At 62.6% G+C, this 18,284-nt stretch carries 15 protein-coding genes; 4 read left to right on the top strand and 11 right to left on the bottom strand.

Annotated features, from left to right (window positions below):
- Window positions 1-172: 172 nt before the first annotated feature.
- From pbfA to H0241_RS00700, 5 genes are all read right to left on the bottom strand, one after another.
- Window positions 173-1,531 (bottom strand): (R)-1-hydroxy-2-aminoethylphosphonate ammonia-lyase, encoded by a 1,359-nt coding sequence (gene pbfA / locus H0241_RS00720; protein ID WP_181055523.1) that lies wholly within the window; start codon window positions 1,529-1,531, stop codon window positions 173-175.
- Window positions 1,532-1,602: 71 nt separating this feature from the next.
- Complete coding sequence (gene phnY, locus H0241_RS00715) at window positions 1,603-3,060, bottom strand: phosphonoacetaldehyde dehydrogenase (protein ID WP_181055522.1); 1,458 nt, start codon at window positions 3,058-3,060, stop codon at window positions 1,603-1,605.
- A 237-nt stretch (window positions 3,061-3,297) separates the two neighbouring features.
- Entirely contained in the window at window positions 3,298-4,554 is a 1,257-nt protein-coding gene (gene phnA, locus H0241_RS00710; protein WP_181055521.1) for a phosphonoacetate hydrolase, read from the bottom strand.
- Window positions 4,555-4,579: 25 nt separating this feature from the next.
- Window positions 4,580-5,779, bottom strand: a complete 1,200-nt coding sequence (locus H0241_RS00705; protein ID WP_181055520.1) for a 2-aminoethylphosphonate--pyruvate transaminase — start codon at window positions 5,777-5,779, stop codon at window positions 4,580-4,582.
- Window positions 5,780-5,918: 139 nt separating this feature from the next.
- Window positions 5,919-7,625: a Na/Pi cotransporter family protein gene (locus H0241_RS00700; protein ID WP_181055519.1), complete on the bottom strand. Its 1,707-nt coding sequence runs from the start codon at window positions 7,623-7,625 to the stop codon at window positions 5,919-5,921.
- A gap of 149 nt (window positions 7,626-7,774) precedes the next feature.
- On the opposite strand from H0241_RS00700, the gene H0241_RS00695 reads away from it, so the two are divergent.
- A complete protein-coding gene (locus H0241_RS00695) occupies window positions 7,775-8,644 on the top strand; it encodes a LysR substrate-binding domain-containing protein (protein WP_181055518.1) in 870 nt (289 codons plus the stop codon).
- Here the strand turns inward: H0241_RS00695 and H0241_RS00690 are convergent.
- The 3 genes from H0241_RS00690 to H0241_RS00680 form a co-directional block, all read right to left on the bottom strand.
- Window positions 8,641-11,121, bottom strand: coding sequence for a GcvT family protein (locus tag H0241_RS00690; protein WP_181055517.1), 2,481 nt, complete (start codon window positions 11,119-11,121; stop codon window positions 8,641-8,643). The two genes, H0241_RS00695 and H0241_RS00690, sit on opposite strands and share 4 nt — an antisense overlap.
- An 83-nt stretch (window positions 11,122-11,204) precedes the next feature.
- Window positions 11,205-11,993: a DeoR/GlpR family DNA-binding transcription regulator gene (locus tag H0241_RS00685; RefSeq protein WP_328824584.1), complete on the bottom strand. Its 789-nt coding sequence runs from the start codon at window positions 11,991-11,993 to the stop codon at window positions 11,205-11,207.
- A 101-nt stretch (window positions 11,994-12,094) separates the two neighbouring features.
- Window positions 12,095-12,250: a DUF1127 domain-containing protein gene (locus tag H0241_RS00680; RefSeq protein ID WP_181055516.1), complete on the bottom strand. Its 156-nt coding sequence runs from the start codon at window positions 12,248-12,250 to the stop codon at window positions 12,095-12,097.
- Here H0241_RS00680 and H0241_RS00675 point away from each other — a divergent pair.
- The 3 genes from H0241_RS00675 (at window position 12,249) to ftsZ (ending at window position 14,833) form a co-directional block, all read left to right on the top strand.
- Window positions 12,249-13,355, top strand: coding sequence for a LysR family transcriptional regulator (locus H0241_RS00675; protein WP_328824583.1), 1,107 nt, complete (start codon window positions 12,249-12,251; stop codon window positions 13,353-13,355). The genes H0241_RS00680 and H0241_RS00675 overlap by 2 nt on opposite strands.
- Before the next feature lie 80 nt (window positions 13,356-13,435).
- On the top strand, window positions 13,436-13,594 hold the full coding sequence (locus H0241_RS00670) for a hypothetical protein (RefSeq protein ID WP_181055514.1): 159 nt from the start codon (window positions 13,436-13,438) through the stop codon (window positions 13,592-13,594).
- Between the two features lie 258 nt (window positions 13,595-13,852).
- Window positions 13,853-14,833 carry a cell division protein FtsZ gene (ftsZ, locus tag H0241_RS00665; protein ID WP_181055513.1) on the top strand — a complete coding sequence of 327 codons (981 nt, stop codon included), beginning with the start codon at window positions 13,853-13,855 and terminating at the stop codon, window positions 14,831-14,833.
- A gap of 112 nt (window positions 14,834-14,945) precedes the next feature.
- Here ftsZ and H0241_RS00660 read toward each other — a convergent pair whose 3' ends face one another.
- The 3 genes from H0241_RS00660 to H0241_RS00650 form a co-directional block, all read right to left on the bottom strand.
- Window positions 14,946-16,322 (bottom strand): aspartate aminotransferase family protein, encoded by a 1,377-nt coding sequence (locus tag H0241_RS00660; RefSeq protein ID WP_181055512.1) that lies wholly within the window; start codon window positions 16,320-16,322, stop codon window positions 14,946-14,948.
- 286 nt (window positions 16,323-16,608) lie between these two features.
- A complete protein-coding gene (locus H0241_RS00655; protein WP_181055511.1) occupies window positions 16,609-17,664 on the bottom strand; it encodes a trans-3-hydroxy-L-proline dehydratase in 1,056 nt (351 codons plus the stop codon).
- A 148-nt stretch (window positions 17,665-17,812) separates the two neighbouring features.
- Window positions 17,813-18,250, bottom strand: coding sequence for a GNAT family N-acetyltransferase (locus H0241_RS00650; protein WP_181055510.1), 438 nt, complete (start codon window positions 18,248-18,250; stop codon window positions 17,813-17,815).
- Window positions 18,251-18,284 lie beyond the last annotated feature (34 nt).

The following is an 18,284-nucleotide window of genomic DNA, read 5'->3' as shown; positions in this document are numbered from 1 at the left end:
GGTAGCGCTTGTGGAGGTCGTCGTTGGATCAACTTTGGGGATTGGTGATCGATAAGTAAAATCTATTTATTTTATGACAGGCAAAGTTCTTCTGATACCTGCCATGGAACTGTCGCATGCCTGTCGCGGCAGCGATTCCGTGCTGCGAAAAGCCGACGATTGGCCGTCGTGGTCAGGCCGCCAGCACCTCGCCCTCGACGATATCAAGCGCGCGGTCGAGATCGGTTTTCGAGATGACCAGCGGCGGCGATAGCGTCAGCACATTGCCCTGACTGACCTTGAAGCTCAGCCCTTGTTCGAGACAGGCATAGAACACACGTTCGGCAAGCTCCCGTGCCGGCTGGCGTGTGGCGCGATCCTCGACGAGCTCGACGCCGACCATCAGTCCCCTGCCCCTGACGTCGCCGACATTTGGCGAACGCGCCATCAGGCCCTGCATGCGTCCCAGCATATGCTGGCCGAGTTCGGCTGCGCGCTCGACCAGTCCTTCCTTGAGGATAATGTCGATCGTCGTCAGCGCGGCGCGCGTCGTCACCGGGTTTTTCTCGTGGGTGTAGTGGCCGATGGCGAAGCCGCCGGTGACGTCGAGATCGCGGCGCGCGATGACGGCGGCGATCGGCAGGATGCCACCGCCGAGCGACTTGCCGAGCACCACGATGTCGGGCGTCACGCCATCATGCTCATGGGCGAACAATTTGCCGGTCTTGCCAAGGCCGGTCGGGATTTCGTCGAAGATCAGCAAAGTGCCGTGCCGGTCGCAGGCTTCGCGCACACGTTTCCAGAAGCCGGGCGGCGGCGGGTTGGGCGTTGCCCGCATCGGCTCGGCGACAACCGCAGCCACGTCCTGCTCGCGGCCGAGCACATAGGCGATCATGTTGGCGCAGGCGAGCCCGGAGGCTTCAAGCGAATCGTGGCCATAGGGACAGCGATAGCCGTCCCAGGGCGCGACATGCTCTGTGCCGGTCATCATCGGCCCCGCGATGTGCGAGCGGAAGGTCGCCTCGCCGCCAACGCTGGCAGCACCGAAGCCCGCGCCATGAAACGCATCCCAGAACGACACCGTCTTGAAGCGCCCGGTCGCGGCACGCGCGATCTTCAGCGCCACTTCGATGGCGTCCGAACCACCGGTGGTGAACAGCACCTTGCCGAGATCGCCGGGCGCCAGTGCTGCCAGCTTTTCTGCCAGCTCGACGGCGGGTTCACAGGTGAAGCGGCGCGGCGCAAAGCAGAGCTCGTCGAGCTGCTTCTTGATCGCCGCCACCAGCCTCGGATGGCCGTAGCCGAGGTGGTGCACACTGTTGCCATGAAAATCCATGAAGCGGCGGCCGGCGGTGTCCTCGATCCAGATGCCTTCGGCCTTGGCGATGGTCGAAAGGCAAGGGCTGGACAGGCTCTGATGCATGAAGGCGGCCGCGTCGCGGTCGAGCAGGTCGCGTATGCGCGGATCGTCCTGGCCGGCGTCCCAGCGGCCGCGTGCGGCTGTGGTGTTGGAATCGCCCTCGGTATGCACAAGCTCAGGTATCGCGGCCATCATGGTCTCCGAAACGCGAATGAGGGAGCGTCGAACGCTCCCTCCATTGTCTGCCAATCAATGCCGCCCGGTCAGGACCAGGGCAGCGAAAATGTCTTCACATTGGTGTAGCTCTTCATCGCCTCGATGACGCCTTCCTTGTAGCCATTGCCGCTGTCCTTGATGCCACCGAAGGGCGACATCTCGATGCGGTAGCCCGGCACTTCCCAGATGTTGACCGTACCGACCTGCAGGCCCGAAATGTATTTCTGCATGCGCGGAAAGGAGTTGGTGCAGACGCCCGACGACAGGCCGAAGGCGGTCGAGTTGGACAGCGCGATCAGCGCCTCGTCATCGTCCGGCGCGCGCACGATCGGGATGATCGGCCCAAAAGTTTCTTCCATCACCAGTTCGGATGTGTGCGGCACGCGATCGACGACGATCGGCGGCAGCAGCGCACCCTGGCGGCCGGGATTGTAGAGAATGTCGGCACCTTGCTCGGCGGCCATGTGGACGCGGGCTTCGAAGAGCGCCGCCGCCTTCTCGTGCACCACGGTGCCGAGGTCGGTCGAACGGTCCATCGGGTCGCCGAAGCGGATCTTCTTCGCCCGCTCCAGCACCAGCGGCACGAAGCGGTCGGCGACGCTTTCCTGGACGAGGATGCGCTTGACCGCGGTGCAGCGCTGGCCGGAGTTTTTCGTCGCTCCGGCCACCGCCAGGTCCGCCGCCCTTGCCAGATCGTCGTCCGACAAATCATTGAGGATGATCAACGGATCATTGCCGCCGAGTTCGAGCACCTGGCGCTTGTAGCCGGCGGTACGGGCAATCATCTTGCCCACCGGCACGCCGCCGGTGAAGGTGATCAGGTCAATGTTCTCGTTGGTGATCATCTCGTTGCCGATATCGGCCGGCCAGCCTGTCACCACCGACAGCATTTCCGGCGGCAGGCCGGCTTCGTAGAGAATGTCGGCCAAGAGCAGCGCCGTCATCGGCGTCAGTTCGGTCGGCTTGACCACCACGCAATTGTTGGTGGCGATCGCCGGCGCCACCTTGTGCGAAACCATGTTGAGCGGATGGTTGAACGGCGTGATCGCCGAGATCGCCTTCAGCGGCTCACGGGTGGTGAAGATCTTGCGCGCCTTGCCGTGCGGAGTGAGGTCGCAGGAGAAAATCTGGCCGTCATCGTGGATGCACATCTGCGCCGACAGGGTGAACACGTCATAGGCGCGGCCGACCTCATAGAGCGAGTCAGTCTTGGAGATGCCGAGCTCAAGCGTGATGAGATCGGAGATTTCTTCCCGACGCGACGCCAGCGCTTCGGCGGTGCGAAACAGGATCTGCTGGCGCTCGTAGCGCGTCAGCTTCGATTTGTAGCCGGCGGCGATCTCGAAGGCCTGGCGAGCGTGCTCGGCGCGGCCGGCAGGCACGGTGCCGACCACCGCATTGGTGTAGGGATAGTGGACGGGAACAACGTCATCGGCATTGACCTTGCGCCCCGCTATGCGCATCGGCTCGTGGCGCACCTTGATGGAGGTATCGAGTTTGGTCATGTGCTCTGCTCCGGCAGATTCTTGGGCGCGTTGTGGCGGAGGGATCGACCCCCACTCCGGCCCTTCGGGCCACCTCTCCCTCGATCGACGGGGGAGAGGAAATCAGGCGAGGTCAGTGCCCTCAACGTTTACAGGCTAAGCCGTAGCCAGTCTTGGCGCCTTTCCTCTCCCCCGTCGATCGGGGGAGAGGTGCCGAGCGCAGCGAGGCGGAGTGGGGGTCGACGTTCACACTCGACATCAAGCCAGCGCCGCCGCCATCGTGGCGTAGTAGAAGGCGTCGAAATTGCGCAGCGTCGGTTCGTTGGGCAGGTCCGGCAGCACGCGATTGACGATGAACGGCACCTCCTGCTCGGTCAGCCCGCCATGCGAGCGCAGCGGTTCATTGAGCGCCGCCAGATCATGGCGGTGTTCCGAGGTGCCGATGGTCTTGTTCTCGGTCGAGATCAGCACGATGTCGCCAATGCGGTCGGCCGGCAGTTCGAACCGCTCGCAGGCCGTCGGGCTGTCGACGACCAGCATGATGCCGTCGATCTTGGCCAGCCGGGCCATGATGCCGGCCTGGTCGGCGCCATCAGGCAGATAGGCGGTGGCAAACGAACCGAGCGCGCCGTGGTGCACGACATAGGGATCGGTGATCGGCAGGATGACGCGGGCAGCATTCTTGCCCAGCCATTCGTCGAGCAGGTCCTGGACATAGACGACATCAGGCGAACCGTCCGCCTTGTGCTTGGGCTTCATGCCATGGTCGGCGGTGACGACGATGGCAGCACCCAGCGCGTCGAGCTCGGTCAGGTACTTGTCGAACATTTCGTAGAAGGCGTTGGCCTGCGGCACACCAGGCGCATATTTGTGCTGCACGTAGTCGGTGGTCGTCAGATACATGATATCAGGCCGGAATTCCCTGAGCAGCTGGACGCCGGCGGCAAAGACGAATTCCGACAGTTCCGCCGAATAGACCTCCGGCACCGGCAGCCCGAAATGCTTGGAGGCATTGTCGATGCCGTGCTCGGCCTTGGTGGTGGTGTCGGACTTTTCCGCCGAGAAGCACAGCGCGCGGCCCTCGTCGAAGGCGAGACCCTTGCCGAGCAGAGCGCGCAACTTGTCCTTGGCCGTCACCACCGCAACCTTGGCGCCCGCATCGTAGAAAGCCTGGAAGACGGTCGGCGCGCGCAGGAAGCGCGGGTCGTTCATCATCACCTCCTTGCCGGTCTCGCGCTCGTAGAGATAGTTGCCGCAAATACCATGCACTGACGGCGGGCGGCCGGTGGCGATCGACAGATTGTTGGGGTTGGTGAAGCTCGGAATGACCGAATGCGCAAAGCGCACCGTGCCTTTCTCCTTGATCCTGACCAGCGCCGGCATCAGCCCGGCCTTGATCGCTTCATCGAGATAGGCCGGCTCGCAGCCGTCGAGGCAGATGGCGATGGCCGGCACGCGCGGCCAGGCGTAGGTGCGGCCGTTAACGGCGACATTAATGGGAGACATCTGGTTCATCGAAAATCCCTCGAAATCGGCCGCTTCAGGCGGCGAGTTTGGCGCGCTCGGCGAGTGCCGCGGCGGGTGGAGCCGCGGTATCGACGCCCATTTCATGCAGTGAGAAAGCCGCCGCCTCGACGACGCGGCGCATGACATGCTCGTCCATCTGGCCGATGCAACCGATGCGGAAGGAGTCCACGGCGGTCAGCTTGCCCGGATAGATGATGAAGCCCTTGTCCTTCATCAGCTCGTAGAAACGGTCGAAGGCGAAACTGGCATGGGCCGGGTTGAAGAAGGTGACGATGATCGGCGACAGCCAGCGGTCGCCGAGCAAGGTTTCGAAGCCGAGGTCGCGCATGCCGGCGACCATCACGTCGCGGTTCCTGGTGTAGCGGGCGCCACGCCCAGTGACACCGCCCTCGGCCTCATGCTGGCGCAGCGCTTCGAGGAAGGCGGCGACGACATGCGTCGGCGGCGTGTAGCGCCACTGCCCGGTCTTGTTCATGTGCGCCCACTGCGCATGGACGTCGAGCGACAGCGAGTGGCTGCGGCCCCTGGCGGCTTCCAGTTCGCTCTTGCGGGCAATGATGAAGCCAAAGCCCGGCACGCCCTCGATGCATTTGTTGGCCGACGAGACCATCGCCTCGTAGCGGATCTCGTTGACGTCGAGCGCCACGGCGCCGAAGGCGCTCATGGAATCGACCAGCAGCTTGCGGCCCTTGGCGTGGACGGCCTCGGCAATCTCGGCGATAGGGTTGAGGATGCCCGAGCTGGTCTCGCAATGGATGGCGATGACATGGGTGATGGCCGGATCGGCCTCAAGCGCTGCCGCAACCTCGTCGCCGCGCGGCGGCAGATAGTCGCCCTTGTCGATCAGCGTACAGGCGCGGCCGAGATATTGCATCGTCTGCGCGGCGCGCAGGCCATAGGCGCCATTGGCCAGCACCAGCACCTTGCCGTCCTTGGGCACGAATGAACCCAGCATCGCCTCGACGCAGAACGAGCCGCTGCCTTGCATCGGCACGCAGTCGAATTCGTCTCTGGTATCACCGGTCAGCGCCAGCAGGCGGCGGCGCAGGTCGGCCGTCATGGCGCGGAAGTCGCCGTCCCACGATCCCCAGTCGCGCAGCATCGCCTGCTTGACCGAATAGGCCGTGGTGAGCGGGCCTGGAGTCAGCAGATAGGGCTCGCCCAGCGCCGGCGCCTCCAAGGGCTTTGGGGCAAATTTGGTCTCGGCGAGCATGGTGTCCTCCGACAGATCGCTTTTCGATGTGGCCTTACTCTCGGCCTGAATGATATATTTGTAAAATCGTTATTTCATATCGAAGTATCGATTTATGCGATGGACAAATTGGCCGGCTTCATCGAACAGTTCCGTCTTGTCATGCCACTGCGGAAACCATCTCGTCCGCAACCCCATTGCCCCTCGCCAGCCGGCTTTCGAGCAGATCGCCGCTTTGCGTCAGCAAGGGATAAGCGACCGAGGCCAGCAGCGAGTTGACCTCCTTCAACGCCCTCACCGCCTCCAGGTGAATGTCGCTGGTATCGATGCTCTGCGGCATTCCCGATTGCAGGCGCTTGAGGTGACGGTCATGGCTCATGCGTTCCAGCTTGCGCATCCGCTCCTTTTCGACGACGAGCTGCCGCGCCGAGTCGAGGTCGCTCGACACCAGCACGTTGAGCGCAAGCTGCATGTTGGCCATGACACGATTGTGAAGCCCGGACAATTCGCTCCAGCCATCGCTTGAAAAACGCAGGCCCTTGTCGCGCAATTCCCGGGTGAGCACGAGCAGGTTCTTGGCGACGATGTCGCCGGCGCGTTCGAGGTTGATGGCGAAGTCGGTGAGCTCTATGCCACGCTGGGCTTCAGCCGCAATCATACTGCCGCGATTGACCTCGGCTATGTAAAGCTTGATGTCGGTATGGGCGCGGTTGACCTCTTCGTCGAGCTTCTGCGCCTGGCGGATCTGCTCGGCGGTGCCGGCGTCGAAGAAATCCATCACCGGACGCAGCATCACCTCGACGACTTCGCCCATGCGCAGCAATTCGCGGGTAGCGCTGGCCAGGGCGAGACGCGGTGTGCGCATGACAGTGCGGTCGAGCGCGCTGGCGCGACGCGACATCAGATCGGCACCCTCGCCTGCCTTTGCCTCCGGTCTGTCGGCGATCATAGAGGTGACCAACCTTTCCATCAGGCCGGTGAAGGGCAGACAGCAGACGACCAGTGCGAGATTGAAGATGAGATGCAAATTGACCAGTTGGCGGCCTTCCGTTGCGCCGAACAGATGTGCCGGGAACACAACGGCCTGAAGCACGAACAGGGCTACAAACGCGGCCGTGCCCCGGAAGATCAGATTGCCGAGCGGGACACGGCGCGCCTCGACAGCCTCCCCGCGCGTCAGCCACACAGCAATCAGCGCGCCGCCGCAATTGGCGCCGAGGATGAAGAACAGACCGACCTCGACTGGCAGGACGTCCTGCGCGGCGAGCGTGACGAACAAAAGGATCGCTGCCACGCTGGAATGGATCAGCCATGTAAACAAAGCCGCGGCGACAAACGCCGTGAAGTAGTCGGCGCGCAGATAGGAGATTACCAGCGGCAACAAGGCGCTTTGTCGCATCGGCGCCGTCGCCTCACTGACCATGTGCAGCGACAACAGCACGAAGGCGATGCCCATCAGGATGCGCCCGCCTTGCTTGATGCCACGTGCCTCGAATTTCAGGAACATCGCGCCGCCGACCAGGATCAGCGCCGGCACCAGCCAGCTGAGGTTGAATGACAGCACCTGAACGACGAGCGCCGAACCGAGATCGGCGCCAAGCAGGATCGCCAGCCCACCGGATACTGAAATCATGCCGCTGGCGGCAAACCCGGCCGCCAGCATGGCGACCGCGGTGGAACTCTGCAGCAGCACTGCAAGCACGGTGCCGGCGCCGGCTGACCGGAGCCGTGCGCCCCGCGCCTGTCTTAGCGCATCGCGCAAGGCAGGGCCGCAGGCCCGCTCGACCCCGGTGCGCACCATGCGCACGGCCCACAGCAGCAGCATGACGGCACCTGCGAGATGCAGCAGGATGATGGAAAATTGCATGGCCGCGCCTCCAACGGCCGGCAGGGACGTCGGCCTACCGTAAGGCTGATGGCCGGTCAGACATAAGTCAAATCGTTCATTTCTATCTTTTAGTTAGTGCACCTTATGATAGACTGCCGTGCGATTTCAGGCGTTCGGAGGCACGAGAGATGCGCTACGTCCAGCTACGGGCCTTTCATCAGGTGGCGATCTCCGGCGGTTTTTCACGCGCCGCGGAAGCGCTGTTCCTGACCCAGCCGGCGATCTCGGATCAGGTGCGCAAGCTCGAGGAGGAGTATGATGTCCTCTTGTTCAACCGCAACAAGAAGCAGGTGACGCTGACCCAATCGGGCCAGAAGCTGCTCGATATCACCCATCGCATGTTCGACACCGAGCAGCAGGCGCTCGAACTGCTGACCGAGTCGCGCGCGCTGCGCTCCGGCACGCTGCGCATTGTCGCCGATGCCGCGCATCATCTGCTGCACATCCTCGGCAGTTTCCGGGCTCGTTATCCCGGAGTCCAGGTTTCGGTGCGTGCCGGCAACACCGAAACGGTGATCAGCAGCCTCTACAGCTACGATGCCGACATCGGCGTCCTGGGCGAAGTGCCGACCGGGCGCGATTTCGAGGTGCTCAAACTGAACTCGACGCCGATCATCGCCTTCGCCTCGATCGATCATCCGCTGGCCGGCAAGAAATCGCTGACCCTCAAGCAGCTTGCCCAGGAGTCGCTGGTCATGCGCGAGCGCGGTTCGAAAACGCGTCAGAAGCTCGAAGACCTCGCAGGCGCTTCGAAGATCGAACTGAGGCCGGTGATCGAGGCCGAAGGCCGCGAAGCCGTCCGCGAGATCGTCGCCTCGGGCGCCGGCATCGGCTTTGTCTCGGCGGCCGAATTCGGCCAGGATTCGCGGCTGGTGCCGATCACCATCGACGCGCCCGAGACCTTGATGGACGAAGCGCTGATCTGCCTGCGCGAACGCAGCGGCGGCAAGCTGGTGCGCGCCTTTCTCGACATGGCGCGCTCGATGTCGGTGGATTAAGCCGCCGCCGCGCGAAGCTCCACCACATCCGCCTTTACCCGTTCCGACTTCGGATCGTAGGGGCTGCGCAGATGGGCCGTGGCCGCATGACGAATGCCGGCGAGGTCGATCTCGAAACGCCCACCGTTAAGGAACGCCGTGTCGACGCCGGTTTCGTTCTCGATCAGCCCGAGCGCGACCGAGCGGCCGAGCGTGTGGCCGTAGGCGGCCGAGCGTACTTCGCCAACCGGTCTGCCATCGCGCAGGATCAGCTCGCCGCCCCACAGCATCGGCTCGGCATCGTCGAGCGTGAACAGCACGACACGCTTGGCCGGTGCCGCCGATGGCTTTGCCTTAACCAGCGCGTCGCAACCGATGAAACCGCCCGGCTTGTCGATGCTGACAGCGAAGCCAAGCCCGGCCTGCCAGGGGTTGATGTCAGGCGTCAGTTCCCTGCCCCAGGCGCGAAAACCCTTTTCGATGCGCAAAGCGTCGAGCGCGTAATAGCCGGCGTCGAGCAGTCCGAATTCGCGGCCGGCCTCATGCAGCGCCTCGTAGACGCCAACGGCGAATTCGGTCGGCACGATCAGCTCCCAGCCGAGCTCGCCGACATAGGTCATGCGGTTGGCATAGGCTGTGGCGTAACCGATATCGATCTCGCGGATGGTGCCGAAGGGGAAGCCGGCGTTGGAAAGATCCGCCGAGGACAGTTTGTCGAGCAGGTCGCGCGAGCGCGGCCCCATCAACGCCAGCACCGCATAGGACGAGGTGACATCGGTCAGGATGGCGTGGGCATCGGCCGGGATGTTCTTGACGATCCAGTCGGCATCGTGAACCGCTTGCGCGGAACCGGTGACGATAAGGAATTTTTCCGAGCCGAGCCGCATCACCGTGAGATCGCTTTCGTAGCCGCCGCGATCGTTGAGCACGCCCGTGTAGACGGATGTGCCAACGGGCACATCGACATCACCGGCGCAGATTCGGTTGAGTGCGGCACAGGCGTCGCGGCCCTGGACGAGAAGCTTGGCGAAGGAGGTCTGATCGAAGAGGGCGACGGCTTCGCGCGTTGCTTTCATCTCGCGCCTCACCGCCTCGTGCCAGTTCTGGCGGCCGAAGGCATAGTCGTTCTCGGCTTTCTCTCCAGAAGCAGCGAACCAGTTGGCGCGCTCCCAACCCATCTTGGAGCCAAAGCAGGCGCCCTTGGCGGCCAGCCGGTCGTAGAGCGGCGAGCGGCGGAATGGCCTTGCAGTGTCCAGTTCGCGGTTCGGCCACGGCATGGCGTAGTGCAGGCCGAGCGTCTCTTTCACGCGGTCGTGCAGCCAGCGCGGATTGTTGTTGAACGAGGCGAAGCGCCTGATGTCGACCGGCCACAGATCCATGGTCGGCGCGCTGTTGACGATCCATTCGGCCAACGCCCTGCCCGCGCCGCCGGCACTGGCGATGCCCATCGAGTTGAAGCCGGCGCCGACATAGAAATTCTTCAGCTCCGGCGCCTCGCCGAGGAGAAAATTGTTGTCCGGCGTGAAGCTTTCGGGGCCGTTGTAGAATTTCTTGACCTCGGCCTCAGCCAGTTGCGGCACGCGCACCAGCGCGTTTTCCATCAGGATCTCGAACTGGTCCCAGTCGTCGGGCAGCAGCGCGAACTCGAAATTCTCGGGGATACCGTTCATGCCCCACGGCTTAGCATGCGGCTCGAAGCCACCCATGACCAGGCCACCGACCTCTTCCTTGAAGTAGATGAAGCCGTCGGGGTCGCGCATCACCGGCAAATCCGGATGCACGCCCTCGATCCGGCCGGTGACGATGTACATGTGCTCGGCCGAATGCAGCGGCACTGAAACGCCGCACATCAGCCCGACCTTGCGCGCCCATTGGCCGGCGCAGTTGACGACGATTTCGGCAGCAATGTCGCCGCGATCCGTCTCGACGCCGCAAGCGACGCTATTCTTCACCGTAATGCCGGTGACCTTGACCCGCTCGAAAATCTTGGCGCCGCCATTGCGCGCGCCCTTGGCCAGGGACTGCGTGAGATCCGTGGGATTGGCCTTGCCATCGCCCGGCAACCAGACGGCGCCGACCAGATCATCGGTCGACATCACCGGCCAAAGGTCGCCGGCTTCCTTCGCTGAGATGACATCGATCTCCACCCCTTGCGCGCGGGCCGAGGCGGCGGTGCGCTTGAGCACCGTCATGCGGTCGGCGGTGCGCGCCACCGACAGCGAGCCGCAATTCTTCCAGCCGGTGGCAAGCCCCGTCTCGGCCTCCAGCTCACCATAGAGCTGCGTGGAATATTTGATCAGGCTGGTCATGTTGAAATGGCTGCGCAATTGCCCGACAAGGCCGGCAGCGTGCCAGGTAGTGCCGCCGCTGAGCTGGCCCTGCTCCAGCAGCACCACATCGGTCCAGCCGAGCTTGGTCAGATGATAGGCGACCGAGCAGCCGATAATGCCGCCGCCGACAATGACGACGCGCGCCTGGGTGGGGAATTCGTTTGCCATGGAAGATCCTGCCGTCGCGAAATCTGCAGCGACCATAGCAGAGGCATTCCAAAAATCAACACAAAATGCAACAAAATATCACATCATGGCGCAACCATGAGGCTCGGTCCTTTGCGCGCCAGCGCCTCGGCGATGTCGGCCTGCGGCCTGGCATCGACGATCACCCCGGCGGCGCGCTGAAAATTCGGAATCCGGAGCGGCGTCAGCTTTGCGAACTTGCTGCGGTCGAGCACGAAATAGGTTTTGGCGGCGAGCGCGATCATGCGTCCGCGCTGTTCGGCGCCGGCACGGGTGAAGTCGGTGACCTCGCCGTCAGGCGAAAGCGCGCCGCCGCCGAGGAAGGCGATGTCGACACGAAACCGCGCCATGGCTTCAAGCATATCGATACCGGAAGCCGCCTCCTCGCCAGGGTCGATTTCTCCGCCCAGCATATGCACCCGCATGCCGGGCACATGACACAAATGCAGCGCAATCGGCAGGCTGGCGGTGCAGATCGTCAGGTCACGCAAGTCGGTCATGGCTTGCGCCACGGCCAGCGTGGTGGTGCCGGAATCGAGGAAAACCACCATTCCGTTCTTGACCAGACCGGCCGCCATTCTGCCGATCTCCGCCTTGCCTGCGGCGTTCTCCTGGCTGCGCAGGCTCATGGCCGGTTCGCTCGGCTCGAAGCGGGCGGCGCCGCCATGCACGATATCGAGCTGCCCCTTGTCGGACAGCAGCTTCAGGTCGCGGCGGATGGTTTCGCGCGAGACATCGAAGAACCCGGCAAGCTCGGCGATGCTGACCGACCCTTGCGCGCCCACGCGCTTCAGAATCTCATCGTGGCGCCGCGTTGCAAGCGCGCGCACCGGCTGGCTGCTGTCAGAAGACACCGAATCCTCATGTGACCTTCGATGTTGCAATATGTGGCAGTGAACGTCAGGCAAGGCAACCGTCGCCGCCGGCTCCATTCTCTGCATGCCCGCCTCCAATCTCAACGACGCAGGCTGGCGTCGCGGGCACGCTCGCGGATCTCGTCGCGAGAAAGGCCCGCATCCGCCAATATGCTGTCCGGAAGCCGCCTCAAGCTCGCAAGCGTCTGGCGATAGGCAAGCCAGCGGGCGAAACGGTGTCGAAGTTCATGCAACATGATCATCTCCTTGGCGAGCGGAATACCCGCGCTCTTGGGTTGGTCGAAAACGCAAAGCAACTGCGCAAAGCGTATGCACGATCGAACGGATTGTGCTGACTTCCTGGCCAGTCGAGGCGCCTGTCATTATCCCGCCAGGGCAGGATTATCCAACGCCTCCAATGCCTGCATACTTGCGCGTGATGCCCGCCTCGCGCTACAGCCACCGTCGCAAGGAGTTTTTCAATTCTGCAAAATGGATATTGGCTGGGATGATCTGAGGTTGTTTCTCGACGTTGCGCGGCTGGGTGGCCTGAGCGCGGCAACGGCAACAACGCGCCTCAGCGCAGCCACACTCGGACGACGCGTCACCGCGCTCGAAAAGCAGATCGGCGAGGCGCTGTTCGTGCGTCAGCAGACCGGCTACCGGCTAACCCCGGTCGGTGAAGAACTGCTGCGGCGCGCCGAAGACGTCGAGGCAGCAATGCAGTCGCTGACCCGCTGGCGCGAGGGAAACCTGCCCGACCGCATTGTTCGCGTCTCGGCCGGGCCATGGACCTCGGCCTTCGTTTCCGCCCATATCGGCGAAATCTGGACGGTCGATGACGGCATCAGGGTAGAACTCGTCACCACCACCGACCGGGTCGACATCGGTCGCCGCGCCGCCGATATCGGCATCCGCAGCGAGCGCCCGACCGAGCAGTGGCTGGCCGGCCGTCAGAGCGGCAAGGTCGCCCACGCCATTTATTCCGGGCGCCACCTGATCAACGGCATCGCCGCCGGGTTGTTCGTCGGCGTCACCGGCGAAGGAGCAAACATTGCCTCGGCGCGCTGGCTGCAAGCCCATCACGGTGACCGCATCGCCGTGCGCGGCAACAACACCCATTCGGTGCGCGAACTTGTGGCCGCCGGTGCCGGCCTTTCCGTCTTTCCGTGCTTCGTCGGTGACAGCGATCCGCGGCTGGTTCGCGTCGCTCAGCCTATCCCCGAACTCGAAACGGACCAGTGGATTGTCACCCATCATGAGGAACGCCACTCCCGGCCGGTACGAAAAGTCGCCGACCGGATTACTGCCCTGATGGGGGCCCATCAGCCGTTGTTTCGCGGCAAGATGCCGATCCGCTAAGCCTCAGGCGTCGATCAGCCGCCAGCCGAGCCGCATGCTGGCGCTCAGGCTTTGGTGGCTGGCACGAATCGGTTTTCACAGTGGGCGAATATGCCGTCACCGCATGGGTGCTCAGTAAACCGGGCGACCCGAATCGGACATGGCGCGGCGTGCTGCTGCTCGATAGGCGCGCCGAAAGCCCGCTTGCACGTGGCTGGCGTCAGATTCTCAAGGTCCTGGTGCGTGAGGCGGGTGCGTGAAGCTTGACGGGTGCGATCCCGAAGGATTGCTGGATTTTCGCTGGCCAGAATCTGAGCCAATTCCAAAAGATTGGACTGGAGACTCGTTCAAAAGGTCGGCTTGGATAGGCGTATATGGTACAAGTCCCACATCTTGTCTTGCCGCAAAGTTCGCCCTCTGATTCCCTGTGCCAAGGCTATAGAACGTGATTCTTGCACCTGGCGTGTTCAAGCGTCGCGTTCCGGGATGAACCTTTTGTCGATCAAGGAGACAAGACGATGAGCACCGCGGCAAGGCCCGTCATCTCGGAAATGCGGCCGAAGATAACCGTTTTCGGCGTCGGCGGCGGTGGTGGCAATGCAATCAACAACATGATTGCCGAAAATCTGCAGGGGGCGGAATTCATCGTCGCCAACACCGATGCCCAGGCACTGACCATGTCTAAAGCATCGCGGCTGATCCAGTTGGGAGCCAACGTCACGGAAGGCCTTGGCGCCGGATCGCTGCCCGCGGTCGGCCGTGCGGCAGCCGAGGAATCGATCGACGAGATCAGGGACCACCTTGCGGGAACGCATATGTGCTTCGTGACCGCCGGCATGGGGGGCGGAACCGGGACCGGTGCCGCGCCCGTCATAGCGAACGCTGCGCGCACAGCCGGAATTCTGACGGTGGCGGTCGTCACCAAGCCATTCACCTTCGAAGGAAAACGCCGGATGCAAGCCGCCGAAGAGGGCATCGAGCAGCTTCGCGAATGCGCCGATACCGTGATCGTTATTCCGAACCAGAATCTGTTCAGGATCGCCGACGCCAGGACGACTTTCGCGGACGCCTTCGCCATGGCTGATCGCGTCCTTTATTCCGGCGTCGGCTGCATCACCGACCTCATCGTCAAGGAGGGGCTGATCAATCTCGACTTCGCAGATGTGAAGTCGGTGATGCGCGACATGGGCCGCGCGATGATGGGTACCGGGGAAGCCACGGGTGAGGACCGCGCCAAGAAAGCCGCCGAAGCGGCAATCGCAAACCCGCTTCTCGACGAAGCCTCGATGATCGGCGCCAAGGGCGTCCTGGTCTCGATCTCGGGCGGCATGGATATGACGCTGTTCGAAGTCGATGAGGCCGCCACCCGCATCCGCGAGGAGGTCGACGCCGACGCCGACATCATCGTCGGCGCCATATTCGACCGGGCACTTGCCGGAAAATTCAGGGTCTCAGTCGTCGCTACAGGATTGCGGCAGGGACTTGAGATGCCACAGTAAGCAAGGATTCGGTTCCTGGCCCAACGGAGCTACCGAGGCGGAGGCCGCTGCGACGAGGCCGAATAGGGGCGATGGCTCCTGCGACATCAAGACTCGCCTGCAATCACCTTGTTCAATCCAGCGGCCGAACCTGCGGCATAGCGGCGGCGAGCGACCGCTCGAAAGCATCGATCAGCGTATCGACCTGGGTTTCGGTAATGATGAGCGGCGGGCAGAAGGCTATCGCATCGCTCATGTTGCGCGAGATCACGCCATTCTGCTGCAGGAATCCGTTGACCAGTCCGCCAAGCGCCCCGGGCTTCCCCCACGGCGCCTTGCTGGTCTGGTCAGCGACCAATTCGACGGCGGCGATCAGACCCACACCACGCACCTCTCCGACGAGCGGATGCGAAGTGAGCTTGCGCAACCGTGCCTGCATGTGCGCACCGACCGTACGCGCGTTGCCGACAAGGTCGCGCTCCTCGATCAACTTGAGATTCTCCAGCGCCACGGCTGCGGCGACGGGATGGCCGCCACCCGTGAAGCCATGCCCGAACGTACCGATGCGGTCGCTCTCGTCCGCAATTGGTTCGAACATCTTCTCATTGATGAGCAGCGCCGAAATCGGCAGGTAAGACGACGAGATCTGCTTGGACAGCACCATAATGTCGGGCTTGATGCCGAAGGTCTGCGAGCCGAACATCTCGCCTGTCCGGCCAAAGCCGCAGATGACCTCGTCGGCCACGAGCAGGATGTCGTATTTCGACAGCACCGCCTGGACCTTCGCCCAATAGCCTGCCGGAGGAACGATGACCCCGCCCGCACCCATGATCGGCTCGCCGAAAAAGGCGGCGATGGTCTCGGGCCCCTCGGCGAGGATCAGCGTCTCCAGATCATCGGCAAGACGGCTCGAGAATTGTTCTTCGCTTTCACCTGGCTCCGCATCACGCCAGTAGTGCGGCGCCGATGTGTGGAGCACGTTGGCGATCGGCAAGTCGAATGAAAGATGGTTGTTGGGCAGCCCGGTCAGGCTAGCCGAGGCAATCGTCACGCCGTGATAGCCGCGTTTGCGACTGATGATCTTCTTGCGAGCTGGCTGGCCGAGCGCATTCGACCGATACCAGATCATCTTCATTGCCGTGTCGTTGGCCTCGGAGCCCGAATTGGTGAAATACGCTTTGCTCATCGGAACTGGCGCCATCTGAACCAGCTTCTCGGCTAGGTCGACAAGCGGCGAATGCGATTTCGAACCGAAGTCGTGATAATAGGGCAGCTTCGACATCTGCCGCGCGGCGGCGTCGACCAGCCGCTTTTCCGAGAAGCCGACGGCGACGCTCCACAAGCCCGCCATCGCTTCGATGTAGCGATTGCCGGCCACGTCTTCGACATAGATGCCATCGCCCTTTTCGATGATGAGCGGACCTGACTCCTGATGTTTACGGGCGTTGGTATAGCCATGCAGGTGGTAGCGGATGTCACGAGCTTCAGGGGAGTTGGGTCTGGCGTCCACGACGGCTCCTGTCTACAGGGGTTCACGGGGAACTATCTCCTGCCCCTTTCGCATGATCACAAACCAAGACGGACCGCACAAGGCAAGCGTTTTGATATTTGGTTGCGGGACCTCAACCAACGATGCTTGCGCTTGGTATGGCCTGGCGACCCGAAGAAAAGAGCCTGACTAATGCAAGCCACAGTCCCCGAGCAACATTGGCTATTCGTCAGAAGTCGGATGAACCAATGTGCGTCGGGTGTCTGGTGGTGGCCTGGCTGTCCGGCCAGCCCTTAGCCGGCGGGATTCATACCCCTGCTCGACCGGCACCGACATCCTCAGCCGGCCAGGTGTCAGAAACCCGATAGCCGGTCGGGAATGGATCGCTCGGATCGAGCATGTGCTGGTGGATACCCGTTATCCACGCGCTTCCCGAAACAACCGGAATGATGCCGGCTCTGCCGCCCACAGAGACCTCTGACTCGATGTGGCACTCGAATTCGGATCCGATGATTGATTTTCCCACGAACCGCTGTCCGATGGCCAGACGACCCTTCACATGCAGAATGGCCATCCGAGCCGAGCAACCGGTTCCACAGGGTGAACGGTCGATTTTTCCGGGGCGGATCGCAACTGCATTGACGCCTTTGAGCGTATTGTTTTCCGAGACAATCGGGCCGGCAAATTGACAGAACGAAATATGGTTCCATTCAGAATTTTCAGGATGTGAGAAGCCAAGCTGCTCATCCGCCGCCCGGGTTATCCTGACACCCAGCTCCGCAAGTTCGCGCGCCTCGTCAGGGCGCAGTGCAAAGCCGAGCGCCTTCGCATCGACAACAACGAAGCTGTCCCCGCCATAGGCGGTATCCACAGTCAAAGTGCCAATGCCCGCCACGTCGAGCTGCGCATCGAGCTTGTCTGCGAACGATGCAACATTGCGCACGCTGATCCTCTCGGCCTTGCCGTTCCGGCAGTGTGCGGTCACCTCAATCACGCCGCCTGGCGGCTCAAGCACCATTCGAGTCTCGGGCTCCTGCATTGGCACCATCCCTGTCTCGAGCAAAACTGTTGAGACGCACATCGAATTCGAGCCGGACATGGGTGGCGTGTCCGCGGGTTCCATGATGATCCACCCGAACTGTGCGCCCGGCGTCTTTGGCGGCACCAACAGGTTCACATGCCTGAAGACACCACCGCGAGGCTCGTTGAGAACAAAGTTCCGCAGGGTCTGGTCGGCGGCGATGAACCGGGCCTGCTCCCACACGCTCGCACCGGGTGGAGATGCGACACCGCCAACGATCACGTCGCCGACCTCGCCTGCAGCATGGCAACTTACAACGTGGATCACTTTCGAAGCGCGCATCGACGCCTCCCCTCCATTTCGAACTGACCAACAGAATGCGCACCGCCATGCGAGCTCAGCCTCACCCCAAGCAAGAGAGCGAGAGTGATTGACCCAACCATGCGATGGGCCGCCTCGTACCGGATGCGGGCGACTGGAACTCTCGCCTCTAGGTGGATTTCCTCATGAAATAGAGGCCCGGCAGCTTGTCCGTGAACCCCCACTTTTCATAGAACGGCACCATGTCCTCCAGGCAGTAAAGCTCTCGGTGCTTGACGTTGACGAGCGCTGGATCGTTCAACACGGTCTCCATCAGCAGAGCGCCCAATCCCGTGCCGCGCCAGGTGGCCTTGACGATGATGTCGAAGATCATCGCCTTGTAGACGCCATCCGTGATGGTGCGGGCGAATGCAACGAGATCGTCGCTCTCGGGATCCACGAACGCAAACATCGGCCCACCCGTTAGCAAGGCAATTTCGGTGTCAGCCCGGGTTCGGCCCTTTGTCCACCATTCGGCCTGAAACAGTGCCACTAGCTGGTCGATCTGCGAGGATGTAAGCGACCGCTTGAGGCCGAGCCGGCTTTTGTCTTGAACAAGGTTGGTCATGTTGGTTCCAATGATGGTTTTGAATTCGTTCGTG

The organism is Mesorhizobium neociceri (assembly GCF_013520985.1).
GTDB classification, from domain to species: domain Bacteria; phylum Pseudomonadota; class Alphaproteobacteria; order Rhizobiales; family Rhizobiaceae; genus Mesorhizobium; species Mesorhizobium neociceri.
The sequence above is the reverse complement of the archived record's forward strand: the minus strand, read 5'-3'. Positions and strand labels throughout refer to the sequence as shown.